This is a genomic window from Streptomyces griseicoloratus, from assembly GCF_014534645.1.
In the GTDB taxonomy this organism is placed as follows: Bacteria; Actinomycetota; Actinomycetes; order Streptomycetales; family Streptomycetaceae; genus Streptomyces; species Streptomyces griseicoloratus.
Genome location: NZ_JACVQF010000222.1, coordinates 74,031 through 95,172, shown reverse-complemented (window position 1 = coordinate 95,172; position 21,142 = coordinate 74,031). Strand labels below are relative to the sequence as shown.

General features: G+C 74.7%; 18 protein-coding genes. 8 read left to right on the top strand and 10 right to left on the bottom strand.

Going from position 1 to position 21,142, the window contains the following annotated elements:
• Positions 1-4: 4 nt before the first annotated feature.
• The 3 genes from H0H10_RS30045 to H0H10_RS30035 all read right to left on the bottom strand — a co-directional run bounded on the left by H0H10_RS30045 (position 5) and on the right by H0H10_RS30035 (position 2,310).
• A complete protein-coding gene (locus tag H0H10_RS30045) occupies positions 5-571 on the bottom strand; it encodes an antibiotic biosynthesis monooxygenase (protein WP_188184292.1) in 567 nt (188 codons plus the stop codon).
• A gap of 74 nt (positions 572-645) precedes the next feature.
• Complete coding sequence (locus H0H10_RS30040; RefSeq protein WP_188184291.1) at positions 646-1,029, bottom strand: hypothetical protein; 384 nt, start codon at positions 1,027-1,029, stop codon at positions 646-648.
• Between the two features lie 363 nt (positions 1,030-1,392).
• On the bottom strand, positions 1,393-2,310 hold the full coding sequence (locus H0H10_RS30035) for a MurR/RpiR family transcriptional regulator (protein WP_188184290.1): 918 nt from the start codon (positions 2,308-2,310) through the stop codon (positions 1,393-1,395).
• Between the two features lie 159 nt (positions 2,311-2,469).
• Here H0H10_RS30035 and H0H10_RS30030 point away from each other — a divergent pair, with 159 nt between their 5' ends.
• Positions 2,470-2,631 (top strand): hypothetical protein, encoded by a 162-nt coding sequence (locus H0H10_RS30030; protein ID WP_188184289.1) that lies wholly within the window; start codon positions 2,470-2,472, stop codon positions 2,629-2,631.
• 157 nt (positions 2,632-2,788) lie between these two features.
• Here H0H10_RS30030 and H0H10_RS30025 read toward each other — a convergent pair whose 3' ends face one another.
• Positions 2,789-3,514: a nucleoside/nucleotide kinase family protein gene (locus tag H0H10_RS30025; RefSeq protein ID WP_188184288.1), complete on the bottom strand. Its 726-nt coding sequence runs from the start codon at positions 3,512-3,514 to the stop codon at positions 2,789-2,791.
• Positions 3,515-3,611: 97 nt separating this feature from the next.
• Between H0H10_RS30025 and H0H10_RS30020 the strand changes: the two genes are divergently transcribed.
• The 5 genes from H0H10_RS30020 to H0H10_RS30000 all read left to right on the top strand — a co-directional run bounded on the left by H0H10_RS30020 (position 3,612) and on the right by H0H10_RS30000 (position 10,016).
• A complete protein-coding gene (locus H0H10_RS30020; protein WP_188184287.1) occupies positions 3,612-4,352 on the top strand; it encodes a beta-phosphoglucomutase family hydrolase in 741 nt (246 codons plus the stop codon).
• Complete coding sequence (locus tag H0H10_RS30015) at positions 4,349-6,703, top strand: glycoside hydrolase family 65 protein (protein ID WP_188184286.1); 2,355 nt, start codon at positions 4,349-4,351, stop codon at positions 6,701-6,703. Before H0H10_RS30020 ends, H0H10_RS30015 begins: the two co-directional genes overlap by 4 nt.
• 165 nt (positions 6,704-6,868) lie before the next feature.
• Positions 6,869-8,365, top strand: coding sequence for a glycosyltransferase family protein (locus H0H10_RS30010; RefSeq protein ID WP_188184285.1), 1,497 nt, complete (start codon positions 6,869-6,871; stop codon positions 8,363-8,365).
• Positions 8,366-8,470: 105 nt separating this feature from the next.
• Positions 8,471-9,325, top strand: a complete 855-nt coding sequence (gene prcB / locus H0H10_RS30005) for a proteasome subunit beta (RefSeq protein ID WP_188184284.1) — start codon at positions 8,471-8,473, stop codon at positions 9,323-9,325.
• A 202-nt stretch (positions 9,326-9,527) separates the two neighbouring features.
• Entirely contained in the window at positions 9,528-10,016 is a 489-nt protein-coding gene (locus H0H10_RS30000; protein WP_188184283.1) for a DUF5709 domain-containing protein, read from the top strand.
• A gap of 50 nt (positions 10,017-10,066) precedes the next feature.
• Here the strand turns inward: H0H10_RS30000 and H0H10_RS29995 are convergent, their stop codons facing one another.
• The 6 genes from H0H10_RS29995 to H0H10_RS29970 all read right to left on the bottom strand — a co-directional run bounded on the left by H0H10_RS29995 (position 10,067) and on the right by H0H10_RS29970 (position 16,680).
• On the bottom strand, positions 10,067-10,288 hold the full coding sequence (locus tag H0H10_RS29995) for a hypothetical protein (protein WP_188184282.1): 222 nt from the start codon (positions 10,286-10,288) through the stop codon (positions 10,067-10,069).
• A gap of 124 nt (positions 10,289-10,412) precedes the next feature.
• Complete coding sequence (locus H0H10_RS29990; RefSeq protein ID WP_188184281.1) at positions 10,413-11,522, bottom strand: PP2C family protein-serine/threonine phosphatase; 1,110 nt, start codon at positions 11,520-11,522, stop codon at positions 10,413-10,415.
• Positions 11,523-11,579: 57 nt separating this feature from the next.
• Positions 11,580-12,788, bottom strand: coding sequence for a beta-1,3-glucanase family protein (locus H0H10_RS29985; RefSeq protein ID WP_188184280.1), 1,209 nt, complete (start codon positions 12,786-12,788; stop codon positions 11,580-11,582).
• A gap of 283 nt (positions 12,789-13,071) precedes the next feature.
• Complete coding sequence (locus H0H10_RS29980; RefSeq protein ID WP_188184279.1) at positions 13,072-14,334, bottom strand: TolB family protein; 1,263 nt, start codon at positions 14,332-14,334, stop codon at positions 13,072-13,074.
• Positions 14,335-14,389: 55 nt separating this feature from the next.
• Entirely contained in the window at positions 14,390-15,637 is a 1,248-nt protein-coding gene (locus H0H10_RS29975) for a TolB family protein (protein ID WP_188184278.1), read from the bottom strand.
• Between the two features lie 158 nt (positions 15,638-15,795).
• Positions 15,796-16,680: a Gfo/Idh/MocA family protein gene (locus H0H10_RS29970; protein ID WP_188184277.1), complete on the bottom strand. Its 885-nt coding sequence runs from the start codon at positions 16,678-16,680 to the stop codon at positions 15,796-15,798.
• A gap of 476 nt (positions 16,681-17,156) precedes the next feature.
• Between H0H10_RS29970 and bdeA the strand changes: the two genes are divergently transcribed.
• Together bdeA and H0H10_RS29960 are read left to right on the top strand one after the other, a co-directional pair.
• Positions 17,157-18,080, top strand: coding sequence for a bis(hydroxyethyl) terephthalate hydrolase (bdeA, locus tag H0H10_RS29965; RefSeq protein ID WP_188184276.1), 924 nt, complete (start codon positions 17,157-17,159; stop codon positions 18,078-18,080).
• A 214-nt stretch (positions 18,081-18,294) separates the two neighbouring features.
• Positions 18,295-21,066, top strand: a complete 2,772-nt coding sequence (locus H0H10_RS29960) for a helix-turn-helix transcriptional regulator (RefSeq protein ID WP_188184275.1) — start codon at positions 18,295-18,297, stop codon at positions 21,064-21,066.
• The last annotated feature ends 76 nt before the right edge of the window (positions 21,067-21,142 follow it).

Below are 21,142 nucleotides of genomic sequence, written 5' to 3'. Positions count from 1 at the left end.
GTGCTCAGCCCTCGGGCGGCCGGTAAAGCCACAGCCTCAGCAGCCGGCTCAGACGCGGCATGACCAGGTACGTCAGAATCGGCAGCAGCACCAGCGGGAGCACGGCGGCCCGCAGCGGCAGCGGCCAGTCGGCCGTCCGCGGCAGCACGAGCCACTGGATGAGGAACGTGAAGGGATAGGCGCCGAGGAAGGTGGTGAGCACCATCTTCCACCGGGGCGGGGCCTGCACGGTGATCCCGGGAAGGCTGAACCAGGTCTCCATCCCGGTCGTCGACTGCCGTTCGCTGCCGATCTCCGTGGCCACGCCCGCGATCCGCGCGTGCCACGAGGCGCGCTCCGGGGACTCCAGCCAGGCGGCGAGCCGGTGCGGATCGGACCAGCGCAGCAGGACGTGGTAGCGGTGCCCCTGTCCGGGACGCAGCCAGGAGACGCCCTCGTTGCCCGGGAACCGCCTGGCGCACCGGGTGATCCCGTGCGTCCACTCCTCGAACTGCCGTTCCCGGCCGGGGCGCACCTCCCAGGTGAGGACCGTGGTCACCGGCTCGCCGTGGGGTGCTTCGCTGGTGCTCATCCACCTCCGTGTGCCACGCGGCGGACCGGTCATGCCGGGGACGGCCGGGCTCGGGGGCAGCCGGGCCCCGCCGGTCACCGTCCGGCGGTACCGCGCTCCACCAGGGCCTCGGTGACCGCGCGCACGCTGCGCGCGATGTGCTGCAGCTGCAGGACCTCCGCCGCGTACAGCTTGATGGTGTGCTCGATGACCGACTCGGGCAGACCGAGCCGGGGCAGGTCGGCCCGCGCCGTCTGCAGGGCGGTCCTGGCCACCCGGATCTCCTGCTGCACCTGGATCTGCGCGTGACGGGCGAGCAGCACCGGGTGCCGGATCAACGCCGGGTAGCCCGCGTACCGGGCGGGCACCAGCTCGCGCAGCCACTTGGCCGCCGAGCGCTCCCAGTCGTAGCTGCCGGGGGTCTTGACCTGGCACGGCCAGTCCGGACTGATGCGCGTGGACGTCAGGGGCATGTTCATCGCTTCCGGTGTGCGGCGTCGTCGGGGTGGTGCGACGGGTGGGAGGACAGCGGCCCCGGCCTAGGGGATGACCGGGACCGCCGCGGGCGCTCGCGCAGGCGACGCCCGGCCGAACGTCCCGGCGCGCCGGAGCGGGTAGGAGTCGGCGGACCGGGATGTTCGCGCGGGTGCGGATGCGGTCCGGTACGACCGGGTCGCGATCCGTGAGCAGTATTTATATATGCCGTCGGCTTTGCAAGACGTATGAAAACATTCATGCCTGCTTTGATGCGGAAGGCCCCGTCTGCGCCGACCACCTGGGCACCGGCACCACGGTCGCGGCCGGAGGTGCGGGCCGCCGGGCCGGGGCCGGGCCCGGACCGGTCAGTCGCGGAGGAAGAACTGGTGCTGGTCCGCGAGCTGTTCGTACTCCTCCAGCCGGGCCTGCGTCCGCTCCGGATCGGCGTCCGTCATGGCCTGCAGCAGTGCGGAGCACATCACGCCCGGCGCGGCGTAGGAGTCGAAGACCAGCCGTGACCCCGTACCGGTGGCGAAGGTGACGTCGGCCTCGTCCACCACCGGACCCAGCGCCAGGTCGGTGATCAGCGCCACCCTGAGTCCGGCGCCGCGCGCCACCCGCACCGCGGTGAGCGTCTCCTGGGCGTGCCGCGGCATGGAGAACGCCAGCACCCAGGTGCCCCCCGCCTCACGGGACTGCAGCAGGGCGTCGTAGGCGACGCTGCCGCCCCGGGTCACCAGGCGCACATCGGGGTGGACGCGGCGCGCGGCATAGGCGAAGTACTCGGCCAGCGAGACGGAGATGCGCAGCCCGAGGACGGTCAGCGGGGTCGACGCGGCCAGCTTGCGGCCGATGTCGATCACCCGGTCGGGATCGGCGAAGTCGCGCCGCAGATTCTCCAGGTTCTCGATCTCGGCGTCCACGGCGGCCTGCAGCTCGTTGCCCCGCATCTCCTCCGCCGGGGCGCCGGAGCGGGTGCCGAGCGCGATCGTCTGCAGCCGCTCCCGCAGCGCCGGGTAGCCGCTGAAGCCGACCGCCGAGGCGAACCGCGTCACCGACGGCTGGCTCACGCCGACGCGGTCGGCGAGATCCGTGATCGACAGGAACGCCGCTTCGGTGAGGTGCTCGATCAGGTACTGGGCGATGCGCCGCTGCCCCGGGGAGAGGCGGGGCCGGTCGAACAGCGTCCGGAGCTGGGCCGTCGGGGAGACCTCCGCCTCCGGCGCGGTCCGTCCCGAGGTGATCGCTGATGCCTGCGCGCGTGCCTGCTGCGGCGATGGCACGGGTGCGCCTCCTTTGTCTCCCACGGAGGTTCAACATAGCTCACCGACCCCGCTCACCAGGGCCGTCGCCGACGCCCGCCGCGGAGGGATGGCCGTGGCCCCTGAGGGGAACCCGCCGCCTTGGAAGATCCCGACACGACGGACGAGGGAGCCCCCGTCATGACCGTCCCGGAAGAGAACCGGCCCAAGACCGAGGCCACCGACGACATCCCCGACGAGCGTGAGGAGAGCGCGTCCCGCCGGCAGGGTGCCACCGGCCGCACGATGCGCGAGGCCCTGGAGGAGGCCCGGGTGCGCCCCGACGACTACGCCGAGGAGTGACCCGCCCGTCCGCCCGGCGGCGCCGCGGGCACCGCCGGCCCGCCGGGTCCCCGGGCGACGGACACCGCCGGCCACGTCCGGCCGGCTGCCGCCCGCGGCGATCCGGCCGGCGGGCGAGCCGCGCATCCGCTCCGCCCCGCCGGACCGGATGTGCGGCTCACAGCGGCAGGCCGTGCCGGCCCCGGGCGCCGCGCACCGCCGAGGACGCGCGGGTCTCTCCCGCCGCCGGACCCGCGGGCGGCAGCGCCGTCGCCGGTACGACGAGGTCGGCGCGGTCCCGGGTGCCGGCCACGAGGTCGGCGTTGCGCTGGTCCGTGCCCAGCACCCATGCCACCGCTTCCTCGTGGGACTTGCCGAACTCCTCGTGGCGCGCCACCAGCCGGCGTACCCGCTCGCGCTCGTCCACCTCGCAGAACCACACCTCGTCCAGGTGCGGCCGCACCCGCGCCCAGGCGCCGTCGGCCAGCAGCAGGTAGTTGCCCTCGGTCACGACCAGCCGGGCCGCCGGCGGCACGGGGACGGCCCCGGCGACCGGCTGCTCCAGCACCCGCTCGAAGGCCGGCGCGTACACCACGTCGTCGCCGTCCTCCTCGCGCAGGCGCCGCAGCAGTGCCGCGTACCCGGCCGCGTCGAACGTGTCGGGTGCGCCCTTGCGCTCCCGGCGCCCGAGCCGGTCCAGTTCGGCGTCGGCCAGGTGGAAGCCGTCCATGGGCACGTGCGCCACCCACGGCACGCCGCCCTCCGCGTTCAGTTCCCGCACCAGGTGCTCGGCGAGCGTGGACTTGCCGGCGCCCGGGCTGCCGGCGACGCCGAGGATCGCGCGCCGCCCGCCCCGCGGGAGGGAACGGGCCCGGGCAAGGAGGTCGTCGAAAGTCAGCGGCACACAGCAGAGTGTGTCACCCGCCGGGCGGCGCCCTCCGGGGAGCACCTGTCGTACGTACACCTGATGGGACGGCTCCCCGCGGGGAACTGTGTCGGGTATGACGACGCAGCTGGGACTTCCCGACGGCATCCGGGCCTGCCTCTTCGACCTCGACGGGGTCGTCACCCGGACGGCGGTGGTGCACGCCGCGGCCTGGAAGGAGACCTTCGACGCGTTCCTGCGCGAACGCGGGGGCGGGGACTTCCGTCCCTTCACCGACTCCGACTACGACGAGTACGTCGACGGCCGCCCCCGCGCCGACGGCGTGCGCTCCTTCCTGGCCTCCCGCGGCATCGAGCTGCCCGAGGGCGGACCCGACGACCCGCCGGACGCGCGGACGGTCCACGGCATCGGCAACCGGAAGAACGAACTGCTGCTGGAGAAGATCCGCACCGAGGGCGTGGAGGCCTACGAGGGCACGCTGCGCTACATCGACGCCGTCCGCGCCGAGGGCCTCGCCACCGCGATCGTCTCCTCCAGCGCCAACACCCGGGACGTGCTGCGGTCCATCGACGCGGAGCACCTGTTCGACGTGCGGATCGACGGGGTGGTGGCCCGCGAGCGGAACCTGCCGGGCAAGCCGCGCCCCGACACCTTCCTCGCCGCCGCCCGCGACCTCGGCGTCGAGCCGTCCCGCGCCGCCGTCTTCGAGGACGCGCTCGCCGGCATGGACGCCGGCCGCTCGGGGCACTTCGGCTACGTCGTCGGCGTCGACCGCGTCGGCCAGACCGACGCCCTGTACGCCCACGGCGCCGACCGAGTGGTGAAGGACCTCGCCGAACTGGGAGGCCAGGCGTGATCACGAACCGTACGTACACCGTCGAGCCGTGGTGCGTGCGCGAGACGGCGCTCAACCTCGACCTCCTGGCGCAGAGCGAGTCCGTCTTCGCCCTGTCCAACGGACACGTCGGCTGGCGCGGCAACCTCGACGAGGGCGAACCGCACGGCCTGCCCGGCACCTACCTCAACGGCGTCTACGAACTGCACCCGTTGCCGTACGCCGAGGCAGGCTACGGCTACCCGGAGTCGGGCCAGACGGTCATCAACGTCACCAACGGCAAACTGCTGCGGCTGCTCGTCGACGACGAGCCGTTCGACCTGCGCTACGGGCGGCTGCGCAAGCACGAGCGGATCCTGGACCTGCGCCGCGGGGTGCTGGAACGCACCTGTGAGTGGACCTCCCCGGCCGGCACGACCGTGCGGGTGCGCGCCACCCGGCTGGTCTCCCTCACCCAGCGGGCCATCGCCGCCGTCGCCTACGAGGTCGAGCCCGTCACCAGCCGGACCCGGGTGGTCATCCAGTCCGAACTCGTCGCCAACGAGAGCCTGCCCGGCTCGGAGGGCGACCCGCGCAGGGCCAAGGCACTGAAGTCCCCGCTGGAGCCGGAGGAGCACCACGCCCTCGGCCCCCGGCTGCGTCTGGTGCACCGCACCCGCGCCAGCGGTCTGCGCGTCGCCGTGGCCGCCGACCACGTCGTCGACGGCCCCGGGCAGACCTCGACCAGCAGCGAGAGCAGCGACGACGTGGCCCGGCTGACCATCACCTCCGTACTGGAACCCGGGCAGCGGCTGCGGGTCCACAAGACGGTCGCCCACGGCTGGTCGGGCACCCGCTCCCGGCCCGCGATGAGCGACCAGGTGGAGGCGGCCCTCGCCGCGGCGGCCCACAGCGGCTGGGACGGCCTCCTCGCCGACCAGCGGGCCTACCTGGACGACTTCTGGGCCCGCGCCGACGTCGAGGTGCACGGCGACGAGGAGATCCAGCAGGCCGTCCGCTTCGGCCTGTTCCACGTACTGCAGGCCGGCGCGCGTGCCGAGCAGCGGGCCATCCCGGCCAAGGGGCTGACCGGCTCCGGTTACGACGGCCACGCGTTCTGGGACACGGAGATGTTCGTGCTGCCCGTGCTGACCTACACCGAGCCCGGGGCCGTCGCCGAGGCGCTGCGCTGGCGCCAGGACACGCTGCCCGCCGCCCGGGAGCGCGCCGCCCAGCTCGGCCTGCGCGGTGCCGCCTTCCCCTGGCGGACGATCGACGGTTCGGAGGGCTCCGCGTACTGGCCGGCCGGCACCGCCGCCTTCCACGTCAACGCCGACATCGCCCACGCCGTCGTGCGGTACGTGGCGGCGACGGGCGACACGGACTTCGAACGCGACACCGGCCTGGAACTGCTGGTGGAGACGGCCCGGCTGTGGCGCTCCCTGGGCCACCACGACCACCACGGCGTCTTCCACATCGACGGCGTCACCGGCCCGGACGAGTACAGCGCCGTCGCCGACGACAACACGTACACGAACCTCATGGCCCGGGCGAACCTCCTCGCGGCGGCCGACGTCTGCGAACGCCACCCGGACGAGGCGTCCCGGCTCGGCGTCGACGACGAGGAGAGCGCCACCTGGCGGGACGCCGCCGAGGCCGTGCACATCCCCTACAACCCCGAGGCCGGCGTCCACGAGCAGCACGCCGGCTTCACCCGCTACCAGCGCTGGGACTTCGCCGGGACCCGGGCCGACCAGTACCCCCTGATGCTGCACTTCCCCTACTTCGACCTCTACCGCAAGCAGGTGATCAAGCAGTCCGACCTCGTCCTCGCGATGTACACGTGCGGCAACTGGTTCGACGCCACCTGCGACGAGGACCAGATCGCCCGGAACTTCGCGTACTACGAGCCGCTCACGGTCCGGGACTCCTCCCTGTCGGCGTGCTGCCAGGCCGTCGTCGCCGCCCAGACCGGCCATCTGCGCCTGGCCTACGACTACGCCGCGGAGGCGGCGCTGATGGACCTCGCCGACCTGGAGCACAACACCCGCGACGGGCTGCACATCGCCTCCCTGGCCGGTACGTGGATGGCCCTGGTCGCCGGATTCGGCGGCACCCGCCGCACCGGCGACACCCTCCGGTTCGCACCGCACCTGCCCGAGAAGTTCGGCCGCCTCGCCTTCCGGCTCCAGTTCCGCGGCCGGTGCCTGCTCGTGGAGATCGCTGCCGACAAGGCGACGTACACGCTGCTGACCGGCTCACCGCTGACGATCCGTCACCACGACAGCGAGCTGGACCTGAACGGGGACGGCCCCGTCACCCGGGCCATCCCCGCCCCGAAGCGGCGCCCCACCCCCGAGCAGCCCCTGCACCGCCGGCCCAACGCCCGATGACCAGCCGGCCCCGGGGAACACGTGGCCGAAATCAGACGACCGGCCGTATTCCACCCTGCGCAAAGGTGCCACGCGGGTTACGTTGACCATGATTTCCCAGGCTCCCGCCAGCGGCGGCAGGAGGTGAGAACCGGGCACCCGACGAGCGGAAGTGAGAGGTGGACGATGGCCGACGGCGCCGACGCCATCGCCGTGAGGACGGGACGACGCGCACCGGCGACGGCGTCCGGAACTCCCCGGCACCCCCGCGCCGACCGCCTGTTCGCGGCGGTGGCCGGTCTCTTCGTCCTCGCCCAGCTGCTCCTCGTACGCCCCGGCATGGGCCTCGGCTGGGACGAGACCGTGTACGTCAGCCAGGTCACCTCCCACACCCCGGCCGCCTTCTTCAGCGCGCCGCGCTCCCGCGGTGTGTCCCTGCTGGTCGCACCCGTCGCGTCCTGGTCGTCCTCCACCGAGCTGCTGCGCGTCTACCTCGCCCTGCTGTCCGGCCTCGGCCTCTACCTGGCCCTGCGCGCCTGGCGGGGACTGTTCCCGGCCAGGGTGCTGGCCACCGCCGGAGCGTTCTTCGCCACCCTGTGGGTCACCCTCTTCTACGGTCCGCAGGCCATGCCCAACTACTGGGTCGCGGTCGGCGCCCTGGTCTGCGCCGGCTGCTTCGTGCGGGCCCGGGAGGAGCGGCCCGGCCGGGCCGCCCTGTGGGGCGTGGCGGCCGGTGCCGCGCTCATGGCCTGGATGCGGCCCACCGACGCCGTCTGGGTGACCGTGCCCCTGCTGGTCCTCGTGCTGGTGCGCCGCCACTGGCGGCTGCTGCTCGCCCTCGTGGGAGGGCTCGCGGCCGGGGGAGTGCAGTGGGTGGTCGAGGCCTACACCGGCTACGGCGGGCTCGCGGAACGGCTGCACGAGGCCTCCCGCATCCAGGGCGACCTGGGCTGGCACATCGCGGTCGACGACCAGCTGCGCAGCCTGGGCGGACGCGCCCTGTGCCGGCCGTGCACCGGGGAGATGCCGCACCCGGTCATCACCCTGTGGTGGTTCGTCCTGCCGCTGCTCGCCGTCCTCGGCCTGGTCGTCGCGGTCCGGGCCCGGCGCACCGCCCGGACGCTGATCCCCCTCGCCTGCGCCACGACGGCCGCCCTGCCCTACCTGTTCATGATCGGCTACGCGGCCCCCCGCTTCCTCCAGCCCGCCTACGCGCTGCTCGCCATCCCGGTCGCCGACGCGCTGTGGCACCTGGTCAGAGCGCCGGGCGGCCGGTGGCGGCCGGTGGCGGCCACGCTGGTCGCGATCGGCCTCGCCGGGCACCTGGCGGTGCAGCTCGTCGTCCTCGTGTACACCGTGGACCGCAACACCGACAGCCGCCGCGACTGGGCCCGCACCGCGGACGAACTCCACCGGCTCGGCGTCCGCCCGCCCTGCCTGCTCACCGGGCACGAGGCCATCCCGATCGGCTACTACACCGGCTGCTCCTCCGGCAACACCGGCGGCAACAACGAGAACACCACCGTGGCGGAGATCGTGCGCACCGCCGGGCGGATCCCGGTGGCCGCCATCACCGGCCCGGGCGGCGAGCCGCCCGCCTACGCCCGCTCCTGGGAAGCCCACCGCATCGGCGACCTGCGGGTCGGCGTCGCCCCCCGGCCGGAGCCGGACGGCACCGGCTGACACACCGGGCCGCGCGACGGCCTCGGGCGTTTCCCGTCCGCCCGCGTCAGGTAGGACTCGGGTGTCGGCGTACGCGTGAGGCACGCACACACGAGGGGGAGCCATATGACGGGCAGGGAGACGGACGGCCGGCTGGGGGCGGAGTTCTTCACTCCGGGCACGTCCTCCTTCACCGAGTTCCTGGCCGCACACCGCCCGGAACTGCTGATCACCCGACGAGTCCTCCCGGACGGCGTGCGCGCCGACCCCGAGCGGACACCGCACGGCACCACGGTGCTCGCCCTCACCTACCGCGACGGCGTACTGATCGCCGGCGACCGCAGGGCCACCATGGGCAACGTCATCGCGCAGCGCGACCTGGAGAAGGTGCATCCCACCGACGACCACACCGCGGTCGCCTTCGCCGGCACCGTCGGTATCGCGCTGGACATGGTGAAGCTGTACCAGGTCGAACTGGCGCACTTCGAGAAGATGGAGGGCGCCCCCATGACCCTGGGGGCGAAGGCCAACCGGCTGGCCGGCATGATCCGGCAGAACCTCGGCCAGGCCATGCAGGGCCTCGCCGTCGTCCCGCTCCTCGCCGGCTACGACCTCACGGCGCCGGGCGGCGGCCGGGGCCGCATCTTCGCCTTCGACGTCGCCGGCGGCCGCTACGAGAAGTCCGGTTTCCACGCCGAGGGCTCCGGCTCGCCGTACGCCCGCGGCGCGCTGAAGAAGCTGTTCCGCACGGGCATGGCCCGGCGCGAGGCCGCCCTGGCCGCGCTGCAGGCGCTGTACGACGCGGCGGACGACGACTCGGCGACCGGCGGCCCGGACATCGGCCGGCGGATCTACCCCATCGTGTCGGTCATCACCGAGGAGGGTTTCGAGCGGCTGCCGGAGACGGAGACGGAGGAGCTGAGCCACGAGATGGTCCGCCAGCGGCGCACCCGGCCGGACGGTCCGGCCGCCGAGGTGTGACGGCCGCCCGGCGTCGCCCCCCGCGGGGCGGAACGCCGGTGCATCCGGCCGCGCGTCGCCCGCCGCGCCGGGCGGAACGCCGGGGTGAGGCAGGCCGGTGAGGCCGGACAGGCGCGTCCGCCGGGGTTAGAGATCGCGATTCGGGAAACGCGAACCGGGCACCGGGACCACCGAGGCGACGCACCACGACAGGGAGGCAGCGATGGGCACGAACCCGATGGCCGACGACGCCTACCAGCCCACCGGAACCAACGAGGAGCAGGAGGACGCCGCGCCCCTCGACCTCCAGGACGCCGTCGACGAGCGGACCTACGACGACACGCTCGACGAGGGCTACTCCCCGCCGGAGAAGCCCCTGGGCGTCACCAAGCACGGCACCACGGCCGGCGAGCAGCACGACGGCGAGACCCTCGACCAGCGGCTGTCCCAGGAGGTCCCGGACGTGTCCCCGCCCGCCGGGGACGATGTGGGCGACCTTCCCGGGGGGACGGGCGAACCGGTCGATCCCGAGGCCGGCACGGAGCGCTCGGGGAGGCTGGTGGCCCCGGACGAGGGCGTGCGCGCCGACACGACCAAGGAGACCGTCGCCGACGACGTGGGCGTCGACGCGGGAGCCGCCGGCGCCGAGGAGGCCGCCGTGCACGTCGTGGAGGACGACACGGCTCTGCCGGACCGGGAGGAGCGGCGCTGAGGGCCCCGGCCCGGCGGGCTGGGCCCGTCCCGGCCGGTGCCCGTCCAGGGTCAGGGGAGCAGCTTGTCCAGGGCCGCGGGTCCCTCGTCGGCCAGCTTGCGCCTGGCCCATTCCAGATTGCGGTCGGTGAGGTCCCTGCCGGCGGCCAGGACGATGTCCTCCGGCGACACGTCGGTGCCGTTGCGGGTGTGGAGCAGATTGTCCGGGGTGGCGCGGTCCTCGGCCGCGCGGACCTCGGACGGCCGGGAAGCGTCGGGCTGTGGCGTCGACATGATCTCAAGCTCCTCGGGTCCGGATCACGGTTTCGGTCCCGGTGCTGGCATCGGTCCCGAATCCCCCGGTATCACCGTAACGTCCCTGACGGATGCCTGCCGTGCGCGCCGGTCCCGCCGGGCCTCACCGGACGGCCGCGGGAGCGGGTGTGAGCACGAGCATCGTGACGTCGTCCTGCACGTCCGGGCAGAACCGGACGAGATCGGCCCAGACGCGCTCGGCGAGCGCGGTGGGGTCCTCGTCGGCCAGGGCCGCCAGCCGGTCGGCCAGCGGGTAGAACGCGCCGCCGTCGTCGCGGGCCTCGACCACGCCGTCCGACGCGAGGAAGAGCCGGTCACCGGGGTCCAGGGAGACCGTGCACACCTCGATCGCGTCCGCCTGCTCCAGACCGAGCCCGAGCGGCGTCCACGGCGTGACGCACAGTTCCGTGGCCGTCGCTCCGCGCAGCAGGACGGGCGGCGGACTGCCGCACACGACGATCCGCACCTGCCGGGCGTCGGCGGTGAACTCCAGCAGCACCGCCGTGGCGAACAGCTCCGGGTGCCGTGCCTGGGCCGAGTCCACCAGCAGCCTGCGGTCGAGGCGGCCGGCCACCGAGGAGAGGCGGGGCTGGTCCAGCACCGCCTCCCGGAACGCCCCGAGCAGGGACGCGACCGTCGCCACCGCCGACAGCCCGTGCCCCTGCACATCGCCCATCACGGCCCGTACGCCGAAGGGGCCGGCGCGCACGTCGAAGAAGTCGCCTCCGACGAGCGTCCCGTGCTGCGCCGCCCGGTACAGCCCCGCGCAGCGCACCGGCCCGACCCGCTCGGGCAGCGGGGGTACGACGGCGTGCTGCGCGGCCTCGGCGACGGTGCGCTCGAGATCGAGCTGGGCGTCACGGCGACTGCGCACGAAGGACACGAACACGCTGAGCACGGCGACGAAGACGACGGTCAGCAGGTCGGTCCCGCCCGGCCGGTCGAGACGCAGGGCCGGGATGTTCAGCAGGGCGACCACGACTGCGCCGAGCAGCGCGGTCGCCAGCGGGCTGTACGACAGGACGGCCAGCGGGGGGATGGCGCCCAGCAGGAAGCCGATGTCCAGCGGATCGGGGCTGATGAGCGTCGCCGCGCAGACGGCGACGACGAGGGCGGGCGGAAGGACGCGCACCCAGCGGGGCGGTGGTGCCCCCCGCAGCCAGCCCCGCCGGTCCTCACCCCGGCGCGACGGCACGGCGGACAGCTTTCGCACACCACCACGCTCCTACGCCGTCCCCCCGCACGCACGCCGAGCCGGGGGCCGGGCCGGCTAGAACGCGGTGAGCGTCAGCCGGATCCCGGTGGGAGCGGTGTCCTGGATGTAGGACGCGAAACCGGCCACGTCGTCGAAGGCGAAACCGTACGCCCTGCCGTCCTCGGTGGCCGCGTGCATCGCCCTGGCGTAGTGGTTGGTGACGCCGGTGCGGTAGAACGACGCGGCGTCGGTCGTCGGCTGAGCGGCGAAGGAGTGCAGCGTGGAGCGGTTGAAGCCGGCGCCGAGGACCGCGGCGACGGGACCGGTCGTGCCGTCGTTGGGCGCGGCGAGGGCGCCGTCGCAGAACAGCACGTCCCGCGTGGACGGCTTGGCGAACGACACCGGGGCGGGCCCGTCGAACGTCAGCCGGTCGCCGCGCACCCGGCCCGTGAACGTCCCGGCATCGGTCGTGACCGTGAGGTCCCTGCCGGTGTAGAGGCTCCACACCTCGTCGATGTACGGGGCCAGGTAGTCCCTCGGGAACAGTCCGGCGTCCAGGCCGTGCCCGGGGGCGATCACGCGGGTGTCGTCCACGACCAGCGGTGCGAACTCCTCGACCTGCCGCAGCGCCGCGAACGCGGCCGCCCGGCCGCCGGCGCGCACGGTGCCCGTCGTCTGGTCCTGCGCGCCGGTCAGCCGGATGCTCAGCGGCACGCTGAACATGTCGACCATGGTGGTGTTGCAGAACATCCCGGAGGCGTTGTACGTGAACTCGGCGCAGTCGTGCAGCACCCGGTAGTTGGGGTCGGACGTCACCCACCCCGCCGGGTACTGCAGCGCGGGCCGGCCGGCCCCGTCCGTGACGACCTTGAACTTCAGCTTCTGGCCGAGCGCCACGTAGATCCGGCCGGACATGTACGGCAGGGAGAGCCGGGTCTCGCCGCTGCCGGAGAGGCCGAGCGCGTAGTCGGCGTAGCCGTCGGGGCCGTTGTCCGACAGGGCGACCGGCGCCAGGGTGCCGTCGGGGGTGACCCGCACCTGGCGGCCGTCCTGGTTGCCCACGATGTAGACGTGGACGTCGGCGTTGCCGAAGGAGCCGGTGCTGTTGACGACCGTCAGCGGGAGGGCGCCTGCGGCCTGCGCCCGGGACGCGCCGTCGTCCGGGGAGGTGCCCGCGAGGGCGTGCGGGGCCACGGCGGCGACGGCGGGGGCGGCCACGGCGGCTCCGCCGAGGGCGACGAGCAGCTTGCGACGGCCGAGGGGGAGCCGGTGTCGAGGAGTCATGTGGGGGGCCTCCTGAGGCTGTGCTTGTTCGGAGCATGACAGCCTGAGAGCGCTCTCAGACCGTGCCCGATCGTACGCAGGACCGGGACGGCGGCCAACCGGTCCGCACGACCCCAAAGGCATTGCCTCTGCTCGGAGTTGGGCAGTGGGCCGACGGGCGGGAACGCTTAACCGGTGCTTAAGACCCGCTTAAGCCGGACCGGCATCGGGTGGCCGCCGTCGCCCCCCGGCGGATCGCCGGCGTCCCGGCCGGCGGCGCACCGCCGGCCGGGACTGCGCTCGGTCAGCGCGGACGCTGCACGTAGGCGTCCGCTCCCGGGCTGCGCGGGCCCGGGGCCACGTTCTCGGCCGTCGAGGAGAACGCCACCGTCCGCCCCCGGGCGTCGAGCGGCCGGAATCCGGTCTTCGCCTGCACCGGTGTGCCGTCCGTGCCGCGGATCGCCAGCTCGGTGCGGCCCTTGCGCAGGTCGCGCAGGTACCAGGTGCCCGGGTCCACAGAGGTCTCGAACGCCCGGAACAGCAGGTACCGGCCGTCGCGGCTCAGCACCCCGTCGGCGGTCGAGAGGGCGGGGTCGGGTGCCTCGACGATGCGCAGGGCGTCGGTGCGCAGGTCGCGGACGAAGACGTTGGATCCGGCGCCGTTGGTGTCCTCGGGACCGAGGTCGGTGGCCGTCGAGGTGAAGGTGGCGTGGCGGCCGTCGCCGCTGATGCCGCCCTGCGACACCCTGCCGTTGCCGCGGGTGCCGTCGGGCCGGGTGTGCAGCGACCGGTTGGCCCCGGTGTGCGGGTCCGCGACCTTGACGTCGGTGGGGGAGTTGCCGATCGGGTAGTAGTTGCCGTTGGTGTACACCATGACGCTGCCGTCGTCGCTGAGCCGCGGGCCGTAGGCCAGGGTCATGGTGTACGGCTGCTTCTTCAGCTCACCGGTGTGCATGTCGCGCACGGCGACCGACCTGCCCGGCTTGGGAACGGTGTCGCTCGACTCGAACGCGACGTACCGGCCGTCGGCGCTCACGGAGGCCTCCCGCGCCCACCGCACGACACCCTCGATCTCGTCGCCGGCGAACCTCAGCTCCCCGGTCCGCAGATCGCGCCAGTAGACCGACGACGGGCCGTGGACCTCGCCCGGGATCAGGCCGGGCGACGTCGACACGAAGACCACGTACCGGCCGTTCGCGCTGATGGCCCCCGCGGTGCCGCCGAGCGGGGACTGGCCACCGGCGGCGTCGGTGCTGACCCGCTGGATCCGACCCGTCCTCAGATCCCGCACGAAGACGTCGGGGGCGGCGTTGGTGTCTCCGGGGACCAGGTCGGAGGCCCACGAGGTGAAGATCGCGTAGCGGCCGTCGGCGCTGAGCGACGGGGCCTCGGACTTCGCGTCGGCGCCCTGGGTGAGCCGGACGGTGTGCGGGGCCTTCGGCTTCTTCTTCCCGTGCGTGCCCTGGTGCGCGCCCTGCGGTGCCGCCTGGGCCCCGGTGGGCATCAGTACCGCCGCGACGCACGCGGCAGCGACCGCCGCGGTCGCGGCTCCGAGTCTTCTTCGCATGGCTGTGAATTCCCCCTTCGGAAGCGGTCGGACCGGTCCCGGTGCGCGGGACCGGTCAGCGGATCGTGCGCACGTACACGTCGCCGCCCGGGCTGGGAGTACCGGGCGCCAGGGTGCCGTCGGCGGAGGAGAAGACGACGGTGCGGCCGTGGGCGTCGGCCGGCCGCTGTCCCGTCGTGGCGGAGGCGGGCGTCCCGTCCGGGGTCCGGCTGACGAGAGCGGTACGCCCGGTGCGCAGGTCCGTCCGGTACAGGTGGGTGGTGCCCCAGGTGGTGCCCGGCGGTGTGAAGCCGAAGACGACGTACCGGCCGTCGCCGCTCAGGGACGGGGTGGTGCTGTGGCCCTGCGGGACGGGCGCGTCGACGCGCCGGATCTTCCCGGTGCGCAGGTCGGTGACGAAGACGTCGAGTCCCGCGCCGTTGGCGTCCTCGCCGGGCACCAGGTCGGTCGCCCACGAGGCGAAGGCGGCGACCCGCCCGTTGCCGCTGATCGCCGGGAAACCCGAGCGGGAGGTGGTGGTGGAGCCGTCCGCCGCCACGTCGAGCCGCCGGGACTCGCCGGTCCGCAGGTCCTGGAGGAAGACCCGGGACGGCGGGTTCTGGACGGGAGCGGGGACGCTCTCCCAGTAGACGAGCCGGCGGCCGTCGTCGCCGAGGTGGCCCTCGCTCGCCCAGGGGGACGCCAGGAGCGTCAGCTCGCCGGTGGCGAGGTCCCGCACGGCGGTGCGGTGGCCCGGGCGGCCGGTTCCGGTCTGCCGCGCGGTGAAGGAGACGTACCGCCCGTCGGCGCTGACGGAGGCCCCCGTCAGGGTGCCGCGTCCCTCGTAGAGCTCGTCGGTGCCGCCGACCCAGTCGGTGTCGCCGGTCCTGAGGTCACGGCGGACGTACCCGTACCGCTCCTCGTCCCCCACGAGAGCGCGCGAGCGGAAGACGACGTACCGGCCGGTGGCGCTGATCACGGGTGAGCTGCCGCCGTCCGGTGTCTCGGCTCCGTCCGGGGTCAGGCTGATCCGTTCGGTGCGGTGCGTGCGCAGGTCGTGCAGGAAGACGTCCGTCACGGCGTTGGTGTCGCCCGGCACCAGGTTGTCGGCGGACGACTCGAAGACGACGTACCGGCCGTTCGCGCTGACCGAGGCGTCCCCCGAGGCGCCGTTCGCACCCTCGGTGATGCGCTGCACGGACGGGGCCTCGGCCCTCTCGTGCCGGTCGTGCGGCGACGCGAGGGCGTCCACGGGCGCCGGCAGCGCCGTGGCGCACGCCGAGGCGGCGACCGCGACCACCATGGCTCTGAGCTTTCCGCGCATGAATCCCCCCTGATTCATCCGTGCCCGGCCCCCACCGGGCACCCGCCCGATCCAAGCCCAACTCCCTTTGCCTGGCAATCAGTTGTTTGCTGTACAACCCGGCGGGGAGATCAGCGGTCCGTGCGCGCGGCCGGGCCGCGTCCGACGGCCGGGCGGAGTCACCGTCCGTCGCGCAACCGGGCCTCCGCCTCGGCGAGGACCTCGGTGATCCGCAGGCCGAACGCCGCGTCGCACGGATGCGGGCGCCCGTCCCGGGCGGCGGCGAGGAGCGCGTCCACGGCACGCAGCAGAGCGGGCACCGGACCCTCCGTCGTCTCCGGCAGCAGCGTCACTCCGGTCCGGCCCCGCAGCTCCACCGCGGCCCCCGCCGCGGCGGGCGGTGCCGTCAGACTGAGTGTGAGTGCGCTGGAGGCGCCGCCGGCGTGGTCCAGGACCAGGTGGACGGTGTCGCCGGGACCCTGCGCGGCCGCCGCCACGCGCCGGGCGTCCCCGAGGACCGGAAGCAGTACGGACAGGGCGTGCGGGCCCACGTCCCACAGGGCGCCCTTCTCGCGCCGCCACGGAGAGGCGGCGAACGGGCTGTCGCCGGTGAACACCGCGCCGAGCCACTGTGCCCGCGCGGTGAACCAGCCGTCGGAAGCCGACTGTTCGGTGATCCACGCCTCGGTCTCGGACTGGAACCGGGTGGTGAGGAAGACGACGGAGGCGACGCCGGCCTCCCGCACCGCCTCGACCACCGCCCGGCCCTGCGGCACCGTCGCCGCGAGCGGCTTGTCGAGCAGCAGATGGCACCCGGCCCGCGCCGCCCGCACCGCCAGTTCGGCCTGCACCCCCGGAGGGAGCGCGACCGCCACGGCCTCGACGTCGGCCAGCAGGGCGTCCACGTCGTCGTACGCACGCGTGCCGTGACGGTCCGCCAACTCCTCGGCGGCCGCGGGGCGCCGCCCCCACACGCCCACGAACTCCAGGCCGTCGTGCCGGCGCAGGGCAGGGGCGTGCGCCATGTCCGCCCAGGGGCCGGTGCCGAGCAGTCCGATGCGCATGCCGCCGCCTCTCCACGGTGCCGGACCCCGTGCCGGCCGGCCCACCGACGCCGAGCGTGCCACACGACGGGGGCCTGCCGCGACCGGGCCGGTTCCGCGAAGAAGTGACGGCGCCCGTACGGGATTTCGACGGGCCGGGCCGCAGGCGCGCCACCCGGAGTTCCTGCGTCCACCTCCCGCCGTGCGGTGGCCGGCCTGCCCCGCCGGTACGCGGTGCACCGGCCCCGAGACCCCGGTACGAGCGGGCCGGATCGTCCCGTCGGCACCGTCGTCGGCCTGTGGGCGCGGTCGCCCCGCCCGTCCCGGAAGACCGGTGATTCTGCCGATCCCCACGGCCGCACCGTCCGTCGACAGTGGCACCGCCAGCACATCGGCGACGCCCGGCCGGCGGCTGTCCCGGGACGCGACCCCACGCGTTCCCGGGCCGTGTGCGACCCCGGCCGGTCCCCTCGCCACGACAGAGAGGACGACTCGTCGTGCACCAGCACCCCCACACCCGCACCGCCTCCCGCCCGGCGTCCGGCGGCATGCGGCGGCGGCTCGCCGGCGTGACGGCGGCCATCGCCGCCGTCGTCGGGCTCGGTACCCTCAGCAGCCCCGGCGCCCATGCCGCCGACAACCCCTACGAGCGCGGCCCGGCGCCCACCGAGTCCAGCATCGAGGCACTGCGCGGCCCGTACGCGGTGTCGGACACCAGCGTCTCCTCGCTCGCCGTCACGGGCTTCGGCGGCGGCACCATCTACTACCCCACCAGCACCAGTGACGGCACCTTCGGCGCCGTCGTGATATCGCCCGGCTTCACCGCCCTGCAGTCCTCCATCGCCTGGCTCGGGCCGCGCCTGGCCTCGCAGGGCTTCGTGGTGTTCACCATCGACACCAACACCACGCTCGACCAGCCCGACTCCCGCGGCCGGCAACTGCTCGCGGCCCTGGACTACCTCACCGAGCGCAGCTCCGTACGCGGCCGGATCGACAGCAGCCGGCTCGGCGTCATGGGCCACTCGATGGGCGGAGGCGGCACCCTGGAGGCCGCCAAGTCCCGTCCGTCCCTCCAGGCCGCGATCCCCCTGACGCCCTGGAACCTGGACAAGACCTGGCCCGAGGTCAGCACCCCGACGCTGATCATCGGAGCCGACGGCGACACGATCGCCCCGGTCTCCTCGCACTCGGAGCCCTTCTACTCCAGCCTGCCGTCCGCCACGGACCGCGCCTACCTGGAGCTGAACAACGCCACGCACTTCGCGCCCAACACGTCGAACACGACGATCGCGAAGTACAGCATCTCCTGGCTCAAGCGGTTCATCGACAACGACACCCGCTACGAGCAGTTCCTGTGCCCGCTGCCGCGGCCGAGCCTGACCATCGAGGAGTACCGCGGCAACTGCCCGCACGGCTCCTGACGCATCCGGCACCACCCGGCGGCGGTCGCGCGTACCCGTGCGGCCGCCGCCGGCGCTGTGCCGGCGCACGGCACCCGGCCCGGCGCACTGGGCAGCGGCACACGCCGTCGCCGGCCCGGGGCGGAGAGAAACGCAGGTGGCACGGCCGACGGCCCGGAGAGACGTGCGGACCAGCGGCTTCCACCTCAGGTTACGCGCGCGTAACCTCCCGGGAATGACCGGAGAGACGACGGTACGTGAGGCCGTGCGGATCCACGGCCAGGACGCGCAACGGCATGCGGTGGGCGCGCTGTTGGAGCGGCTGCGGAGCGACAGCGGCCGGCTCGTGGTGACCGGGGAGCCCGGTCTCGGCCGGACCACCCTCCTTCACTGGGCCGCCCGGTCCTTCGACGCGGGGGCGGTGCTGCGCCTCGGGAACGGACCGGACGGCTTCACGGCCGTCGGCCGGGACGGCGGGCGGACGACGATCCCGAGGGCGACCGGCACCACACCGGAGCGACTGCTCGCGGCCCTGCGGGCGGCGGCCGGTGCCGGCGCCGGCGACGCGCCGCTGCTCGTGTGCGCCGACGACGCGCATCGGTGGGACGCCCCGGCCCGGGCCGCCCTCGGCCGCGCCGCCGGCGACCCGCACGACGGGGGCCGGGTCGGGCTGCTGCTGTCCGTCGCCGGACACCGCGCCGTCGACCCGGAGTTCGCCCACCTTCCCGTCGTACGCCTGGACCCGCTGACGCCGCCGCAGGCCGACGCCCTGCTCGACGAGGTGACCGACGGCGCCGCCGCCCCCGCCGTACGCGAACAGCTGCTGGCCGAGGCGGAGGGGAACCCGGCCCTGCTGCTCGCCCTGGCCCGGCGCCTGTCACCCGCCGAACTGCGCGGCCACCGACCGCTGCCACGGCCCCTGGCCGACGCCGGAACCCTGGCGGACGTGGCGGGCCGGGCCGCACTGGACGGCCCGGACCCGCGGGCGCGGGACCTCCTGCTGACGGTGGCGGCGGCGCTACGGGCGTCGGACGTCCCGGACGTCGACGCGGACCTCGTCCTGACCGCCGTACGGCAGCTGCGGCCCGCCGCGCCCGCACCGGACCCCGAGCAGCCGCCCGAGTACCTGGCCCTCGCGGAGGGCCGGCTCCGCTTCCTCAGCCCGCTGCTCGGCCGCGCCGCCCACGCCACCGCGGCCCCCGGCCGGCGCCGTGCCGCGCACCGGGCCCTCGCGGACGTCCTGGAAGCCCGCGGACACCGGCTGCCCTCACTGCTGCACCGGTCCTGGTCCCTGCCCGGCGGGGCGCCCGTGCCGGCGCTCGCCGACCGGCTGGGGGCGGAGGCCGCCGACGCCGCTGCCGTCGTCTCCCACCGGCAGCGCGCGCTGGCGTACGCCCGGGCCGCCGAGCTGTCGTCGCCCGGCCCGGCCCGGGCGGAGCGGTACACGGCCGCCGCCGAACAGGCGCTGCTCGCCGGGCGGCCGGACCGGGCGCGTCCGCTGCTCGCCGCCGCCCGCGACTGCGGCGGACCGGCCGTGGTACGGGGGCGGGCGGAGCTGGTGCGCGGGCTGACGGAACTGCGGGACGGCCCCGTCGGCGACGCCCACCAGTCCCTCCTGCTGGCCGCGGCCCTGCTCGCCGCCGACGCCCCCGGCCAGGCGGCGACGGCCGCCCTCGCCGCGGCCGACGCGGCATGGTCGGCCGGCGATCTGACGGCGTGTCTGGCGACGCTGGGCGCCGGACCGCGCCCTGCGCAGGAGGGGTCGCCGCCTCACACGTCGGGCCGGTCCGACCGGCCCGACCCCGTGCGCGATCACCGCCTCGGCATGCGGGCGCTGCTGGAAGGGCGGCTCGACCGGGCCGCCGTGCCGCTCGGGCACGTGGTGGACCGGGCGGGCAGCGACGACCGGCCCGAGGGACTGCTGCGGTCGGCGGCGGCCGCCCTGCTGCTCGGGGACGTGGACGCCGCCCGCCGGGCCGGAGCGCGGGCGCTGGCCGCGGCCCGGTCCATCGGGTCGGAGGCACTGGTGCCGCAGGCACTGGAGTACCTGGCCTACGCCGAACTGCGCGCGGGCCGGCACGCGCAGGCCCGGGCCCACGCCGAGGAGGGCCTGCGCACCGCGCTCCGCGCCGGGCAGCGCAACACGGCGGCCCATCACCACGCGGCACTGGCCCTCGCGGCGTCGATCGAGGAGGAACCGGACGTCGTCGCCCGGCACGTGACGGCCGCGCTGACCACCGCGCGGCGGCACGGGCTGGTCCAGGCGGCCACCCTGGCGGAGTGGGCGGCGGCCCGCGCCGACCTCGGGCGCGGCCGACCGTTCGACGCCGCCGACCGGCTCGGTCTGCTGGTCCTGCCCGGGCCCCGGCGCGGCCACTTCGCGGTGTGGCGGCTCGCCGTGCCGTGCTTCGTGGAGGCCGCGGTCCTCGCCGGACGGCACGACGACGCCCGTGCGCTCCTGACGGACTTCGCCGGCTGGGCGGCCTTCGGCGCCGACCCGCAGGCCGCCGCCCAACTGGCCCGCTGCCACGCACTGCTGGCCCCGCCGGACCGCGCCGACGACCTCTACCGGCGCGCCCTGGCCCGCCACGACGAGGCGGGCGGAGACTTCGAACGGGCCCGGACGGAGCTGCTGTACGGCAAGTGGCTGCGCCGCCGTCGCCGGCCGCGCGAGGCCCGCGACCGCCTCGGCACCGCCCTGGCGGGGTTCGAGCGCTGCGGCGCCGGCGTGTGGGCGGAGCAGGCACGCGGCGAACTGCGGGCGCTCGGGGCGGCCTCGCGCGGGGCGGGTGCCGGGGCGCTGACCCGCCTCACGCCGCAGCAGCTGCGCATCGCGCGCCACGTCGCCGAGGGCGCCACCAACCGCGAGGTCGCGCTGAGTCTCGCGGTGAGCACCCGCACGGTCGACTACCACCTGCGGAAGGTGTTCGCGACGCTCGGCGTGCGCTCCCGCCTGGAGCTGGCCCGCATGGTCGAGCAGGCCGAAAAGACCGGTGCACAAGTCTAGGGACCGACCGGACGGTATGCCATCCTGCGGGTAGGACGAGTCAGGGGACGGGCCCCGCACGCGGACAGCCCGCCGC

What these genes read in the sequence shown, in the direction of transcription:
- H0H10_RS30045 (WP_188184292.1), bottom strand. Translation starts at nt 571, where the DNA reads ATGAGCACCAGCGAAGCACCCCACGGCGAGCCGGTGACCACGGTCCTC.
- H0H10_RS30040 (WP_188184291.1), bottom strand. Translation starts at nt 1,029, where the DNA reads ATGAACATGCCCCTGACGTCCACGCGCATCAGTCCGGACTGGCCGTGC.
- H0H10_RS30030 (WP_188184289.1), top strand. Translation starts at nt 2,470, where the DNA reads ATGACCGTCCCGGAAGAGAACCGGCCCAAGACCGAGGCCACCGACGAC.
- H0H10_RS30020 (WP_188184287.1), top strand. Translation starts at nt 3,612, where the DNA reads ATGACGACGCAGCTGGGACTTCCCGACGGCATCCGGGCCTGCCTCTTC.
- H0H10_RS30010 (WP_188184285.1), top strand. Translation starts at nt 6,869, where the DNA reads ATGGCCGACGGCGCCGACGCCATCGCCGTGAGGACGGGACGACGCGCA.
- prcB (WP_188184284.1), top strand. Translation starts at nt 8,471, where the DNA reads ATGACGGGCAGGGAGACGGACGGCCGGCTGGGGGCGGAGTTCTTCACT.
- H0H10_RS30000 (WP_188184283.1), top strand. Translation starts at nt 9,528, where the DNA reads ATGGGCACGAACCCGATGGCCGACGACGCCTACCAGCCCACCGGAACC.
- H0H10_RS29995 (WP_188184282.1), bottom strand. Translation starts at nt 10,288, where the DNA reads ATGTCGACGCCACAGCCCGACGCTTCCCGGCCGTCCGAGGTCCGCGCG.
- H0H10_RS29985 (WP_188184280.1), bottom strand. Translation starts at nt 12,788, where the DNA reads ATGACTCCTCGACACCGGCTCCCCCTCGGCCGTCGCAAGCTGCTCGTC.
- H0H10_RS29980 (WP_188184279.1), bottom strand. Translation starts at nt 14,334, where the DNA reads ATGCGAAGAAGACTCGGAGCCGCGACCGCGGCGGTCGCTGCCGCGTGC.
- H0H10_RS29975 (WP_188184278.1), bottom strand. Translation starts at nt 15,637, where the DNA reads ATGCGCGGAAAGCTCAGAGCCATGGTGGTCGCGGTCGCCGCCTCGGCG.
- H0H10_RS29970 (WP_188184277.1), bottom strand. Translation starts at nt 16,680, where the DNA reads ATGCGCATCGGACTGCTCGGCACCGGCCCCTGGGCGGACATGGCGCAC.
- H0H10_RS29960 (WP_188184275.1), top strand. Translation starts at nt 18,295, where the DNA reads ATGACCGGAGAGACGACGGTACGTGAGGCCGTGCGGATCCACGGCCAG.